The sequence below is a fragment of the Nonomuraea sp. KM90 genome, assembly GCF_052246675.1.
Lineage (GTDB): Bacteria > Actinomycetota > Actinomycetes > Streptosporangiales > Streptosporangiaceae > Nonomuraea.
Map to the genome: position 1 here is coordinate 1 of NZ_JBQQCB010000265.1, position 5,472 is coordinate 5,472.

The 5,472-nt window shown below is 66.4% G+C and carries 5 protein-coding genes; all 5 read left to right on the plus strand.

What is annotated here, in order from left to right:
• Positions 1–375 precede the first annotated feature (375 nt).
• The 5 genes from ACTWPW_RS62765 (at position 376) to ACTWPW_RS62785 (ending at position 5,325) form a co-directional block, all read left to right on the plus strand.
• Positions 376–1,263 (plus strand): IS5 family transposase, encoded by an 888-nt coding sequence (locus ACTWPW_RS62765; protein WP_443174810.1) that lies wholly within the window; start codon positions 376–378, stop codon positions 1,261–1,263.
• 439 nt (positions 1,264–1,702) lie between these two features.
• Positions 1,703–2,176, plus strand: coding sequence for a hypothetical protein (locus tag ACTWPW_RS62770; protein WP_443174811.1), 474 nt, complete (start codon positions 1,703–1,705; stop codon positions 2,174–2,176).
• 107 nt (positions 2,177–2,283) lie between these two features.
• Entirely contained in the window at positions 2,284–3,450 is a 1,167-nt protein-coding gene (locus ACTWPW_RS62775) for an ISAs1 family transposase (protein WP_443174812.1), read from the plus strand.
• A 30-nt stretch (positions 3,451–3,480) separates the two neighbouring features.
• On the plus strand, positions 3,481–4,842 hold the full coding sequence (locus tag ACTWPW_RS62780) for a reverse transcriptase domain-containing protein (protein ID WP_443174813.1): 1,362 nt from the start codon (positions 3,481–3,483) through the stop codon (positions 4,840–4,842).
• A gap of 279 nt (positions 4,843–5,121) precedes the next feature.
• Positions 5,122–5,325: a hypothetical protein gene (locus tag ACTWPW_RS62785; protein WP_443174814.1), complete on the plus strand. Its 204-nt coding sequence runs from the start codon at positions 5,122–5,124 to the stop codon at positions 5,323–5,325.
• Positions 5,326–5,472 lie beyond the last annotated feature (147 nt).

Sequence of the window (5,472 nt, forward strand, 5' to 3'; positions counted from 1 at the left end):
CTTCACGCCCTCGATGACCAGGGCAGACAGGCCCGAAAACACCACATCCGTAAGATCGTCGATCTTGAGCACGACCCAGCCTGGCAGCTGTTCACTCAACGCCACCACCGATTACGGGCCAGAGCCGAAAACCGTACAGTCCCTGGAGATCTGGCACAATCCGCAGCGACGGCAGAGCGGCTTGGGCATGCTCACCCCGATACAGTTCGAGAACGCACCCACCGTGGCATGACAATCCAGGAACGCGACTCCACCAAACTCAGAGCCTGCTGACAAAGGGATTTGGTGTCGGGCTCGGGTCAGAAGAGTGCCGGGGTGTGGTCATGGTTGGGCTGTTGACCGGTGGACGGGAGCGGGCTCCCGGTAGCTGAGGTGGTGTCTGAGCAGCTCAGCGGCCAGGAGCCCGTGGTTGTCTGTCTACACGCCCGTGGCCGTGAACGCCAGCGGTTGCGCCTCACCGGGATGCGCATCGCATGTCGCGGCCGGAAACCGGCATACCCCTCCGATCTGACCGATGCCGAGTGGTCGGTGCTGGAGGGCGAGGCACGCGGTGTGATGGCCGAACTGGTCGCGGTCGCGGGCCGGCCGATGGTGCATGACCTGCGCGCGGTGCTGGATGCGATCGGCTACGTGACCCGGTACGGGATCGAGTGGCGGGCCCTGCCGGTCGACTTCCCGCCGTATGAGGCGGTGTATGCGTTCTTCGTGCGCTGGTCTGGGCGTGGTCTGCCCGAACGGCTGGCCGGGAGGCTGCGCGGTCGGTTGCGCCTGCTGGCCGGGCGCCGTGAGCTGCCGACGGCCGGGTGCATCGACGCCCAGACGGTCCGGGCGGCCGAGATGGTCGGGGCGGCGGCCTGCGGGTACGACGCGGGCAAGAAACTCAAAGGGCAGAAGCGGCACGTCGTGGTGGACACCCTCGGGCTGCTGCTGTGCGTGATGGTCACCGCCGCGTCGGTGCAAGACCGCGACGGCGCGCATCCGGTCCTGGCCCGGCTGCGCGAGAAGTTCTCCACCATCGGCCTGGTCTGGGCCGACGGCGGCTACGCCGGACAGCTGGTCACCTGGGCCGGGCAGGTCCTCGGCCTAGCCGTCACGATCGTCAAGCGCAGCGACGACCTGCGCGGCTTCGTGGTGCTGCCCCGCAGGTGGGTGGTGGAACGGACCTTGTGCGCCGCGAGGCGCTCTGTTGCATCCCCGGCTGAGCCGGGAGGGACTTGGAGGGAGGTTTCTGGGCCGAATGGCTTACCTGGATCCGAAAGGTGAAGGGGACAATAGCATGCCAGGAAATCCGGTGGCCGGGCTCAGGGGGGTCTGGGACGGGGTGCCGGAGGGGCCCGCGTGATATGGCGAAAGCTTGATTGCCTGAATCCTAATCTCCAGTCGATGCAAGTTCCCATCTGCCGGAAAGACCTCTGAAACCGGTGCCGTGCTCTCCGTTGGCTTCGATTGTCGGTCGACGCAACCTCCGGAGTGCGGGGCGACGCCCAGCGAGGGTGTTCAAGGAGATGAGTGGGACGCCTACGTCACGCTGTCACGTGCAACAGAGACGAACGCGGGATCGCCTGTCGGGCGCGAACCCCAAGGCGACGGAGGCCTCGTAGTAGTCGCCGGAGTCACGACCGGCCAAGGAGGGCGGGAAAGCCGTCTGCACGGGCGAAGGAGGCCAGGTGACGGGACACCAACAGATCGGGAGGTATGCGTAATGCAGAGCGCCGCAACGGTGCTGGGTGTCCTGCGTGAACGCGGCAGGCGCGGCCTGCCATGTGAAGAACTGTATCGGCAACTGTTCAATCCGCAGTTGTATCTATTGGCTTACGGGCGTATTTATGCCAACCATGGCGCCATGACACCCGGAGTCACGCAGGAAACCGTGGACGGCATGTCGGCGCGGAAAATCGAATGCATCATTGATGCGATGCGCCACGAGCGCTATCGATTCCGCCCGGTCCGGCGGGTGCACATTCCGAAAAAGAACGGAAAGACGCGTCCGTTGGGGCTGCCGACATGGTCGGATAAGCTCGTCGGCGAAGTCGTGCGCCTGTTGCTTGAGGCGTATTACGAGCCGACGTTCTCCGACCGGTCCCACGGGTTCCGGCCACGGCGGGGCTGTCATACCAAGGGCGTTGCGTTCTCGGCTGGTGAGACTGCTGCACCCCTGCGGCGAGTGGCCGAGTGAGAGCGCCCCAGTGCGGAGATGACAAACGCGACCCCTGATGATCGTCGGTGTCTAGCCAGTCGATCAAGAACAGGGGCCGCGTTCGCGTGCCATCATCCCCGATCGACGTGCTCTCTCGCCACTTGGAGCACGTCACCCTCACCGATCCAGCCGTCGACCTGCCGACCCTGGCCGAGGTACTGGACACCGTCCCCGATCCCCGCAGTCGCAGGGGACGCCGCTACCGGCTCGGACCATTACTCGCCTTAGCCCTGCTCGCCGTCCTCGGCGGCGCAACATCCCTGGTCCAGATCACCCGAGTGATCGCCGGTTACGACCCCGGCGTGCGCGCCCGGCTCGGCCTCCCGCCCGCCATACGACTGGCCGCCTCCACCCTGGGACGACTGCTGGCCCGTCTGGACGGCGACGCCTTCGACACCGCGACCTGCGGCTACCTCGCCGAGCTGGCCGCCTGCCAGCCACCCAGACAAGCGACATCCCCCCGAACGCCCCTGCTCGGCCTGGCCGTGGACGGCAAGACGCTGCGCGGCAGCCGCACCCGCCACGGCAGCACCGTCCACCTCCTGGCCGCCATCCGCCACGACACCCAGACCGTCCTGGCCCAACGCCAGATCGAGGCCAAGAGCAACGAGATCCCCGCCTTCACACCCCTGCTGCGCAGCCTGGACCTGTCCGGCACGGTCATCACCGCCGACGCCCTGCACACCCAGCACAACCACGCCCGGCAGATCGTCGCGGCCGGCGGCCACTACCTGTTCATCGTCAAAGGCAACCAGCCCACGCTCCTGCGCCGGCTCAAGGCCCTGCCCTGGCGCGAGGCGATTCTCAACGACCGCACCGACGAGAGCGGGCACGGCCGCCGGGAGATCCGCCGCATGAAGATCTGCGCCGTCCGGCCCGGTCTGCCCTTTCCCCACGCCGCCCAAGCCATCCAGGTCAAACGCCGCCGCACCGACCACAAGACCGGCAAGACCACCATCGTCACCATCTACGCCATCACCAGCCTCCCACCGGGCCGGATCGCCCACGCCCAGCTCGCCGCGCTGATCCGGGGCCATTGGAGCATCGAGGCCCTGCACCACATCCGCGACGTCACCTACCACGAAGACGCCTGCCGGGTCCGGACCGGAGCAGCCCCGCGTGTCCTGTCCAGCCTGCGCAACCTGGCCATCGGCCTGGCCCGCCTGCTCGGCTGGACCAACATCGCCTCCGCCACCGACTACTACCGCAGCCACCCAGCCGACGGTCTTCAGCTACTCGGTCTCACGACATGAGAACGCTTCAGCCCTGGCTGTCATACCGCGTTGCGGGAGATCGCCAACACCTGGACCGGGACGGCCTGGTTCATCGAGGGAGACATAGCCGACTGCTTCGGGTCGTTGGACCACGACCTGATGATCAAGATCCTGTCGGAGAAGATCCACGACAACCGGTTCCTGCGGCTGGTGCGCAACATGCTCACGGCCGGATACCTGGAGGACTGGAAGTGGGGAGCCACCTTGTCGGGTGCTCCTCAAGGCGGGGTCGCCTCGCCGATCCTGTCCTCGATCTACCTGCACAAACTGGACGAGTTCGTCGAGACGGTTCTGATTCCCGAGTACACCCGAGGGGGACGCAGGGCCCGTAACCCTGTCTACCTCGATCTGCAGAACCAGTTGGCCAAAGCCCGCCGACGCGGTGACCGAGCCGAGGCTCGGACACTACGGCGACGGATGGTCAGCCTGCCCAGCGCCGACCCCAATGATCCGGGATATCGGCGGCTGCGGTACTGCAGATACGCAGATGACCATCTGCTCGGGTTCACCGGACCCAAGGCCGAAGCCGAGGAGATCAAACAGCGGCTGACGACGTTCCTGCGTGACGAACTCAAGCTGGAACTGTCGGCGGACAAGACGCTGATCACCCACGCCCGGACCGGCGCGGCCCGGTTCCTCGGCTATGAGATCACTGTCCAGCACAACAGCAGCAAGACCACCCGACGTCGCAGGACGGTCAACGGGCAGGTCGCGCTGCGGGTCCCGCTGGATGTGATCAAGGCCAAGACCGCCCCCTACCTGCGGCGCGGCAAACCCGCCAAGCAGAAGGCCCTGACCAACGGCAGCGATTACACCATCGTCGCGACCTACGGGGCCGTCTACCGGGGCATCGTCCAGTACTACCTGCTGGCCGGAGATGTCTTCCGGCTTCACCGGCTGCGCTGGGTCATGGAGACCTCGATGCTCAAGACCCTGGCGGGCAAGCACCGCTCGTCGGTGTCGAAGATGGCGGCCAAGCATAAGGCCAAGATCTCCACACCGCATGGGCCGCGCACCTGCTTCGAGGCATGCCTCGAACGGCCAGGCAGGCAGCCACTGGTCGCACGATTCGGTGGGATGCCACTCCATCGGCAGAAGACGGCGACGGTCACCGACCGCCAGCCGATCCGGGTCGATTATCCGCACAAAGAGCTGATCGCACGGCTCCTGGCGGACATCTGCGAGATCTGCCAGCACACGGGCGAGGTCCAGGTCCACCACGTCCGCGCTCTCAAAGACCTCGGCGCACCCGGGCCGCTCCAGCCCCAGTGGGCCAAAGCCATGGCCAACCGGCGACGAAAGACCCTCGTGGTCTGCGCCGCCTGCCACGGCCAAATCCACCGGCAACCTGCTCCACCGCTCACGCAGTAGTCACTGGAGAGCCGGATGATCGGGAAACCATCAAGTCCGGTTCGGCGGGAGGCCGAGCGGAAAAGGATCAGCCCGGCTGACACCTCGTCGCTCGGCCGACCCATCCCGCCTGGCTGGCCCGCTACCGCCGCCTGGCGCGCATCTACGAACGCAAGCCCGAACATCATGAAGCCCTGATCTGGTGGGCCACCGTGCACCAGATGACCCGCCGCCTAACCCCGCGAACTGGCCGGCCTGCCGCCCCCTGACCGCTGGAGCGAACCGCCGCCGCTGCCGGTCTTGTCCAGCTCCGACCGGCGCGGCAAGGTCCTGCAACTGCTGGCCGCGCAGCCCTGGCACGCCTGGAGAGGAAGCGAACTGGCCGCCATCCTCGGCATCGAGAACGTCAACAGCTTCCGCGTCCAGCTGTCTCAATGGTCCCACCAGGGCTACATCAACAAGATCGGGCCAGCCCTCTACGGGCCCATGCCCGCTAACACTTAAGCCTTTGTCAGCAGGCTCTCAGCTTGACGTTTAACCCTTCCTGTTCTGGTGCTCGGCGAGCGTTTCGGCGCGTTTGGTGGTCTTGCCCACGTCGTGGTGACGGGCGGGAGCCCGGTTCTTCGAGCCTGGAGGCCTGCCGGGACCGGG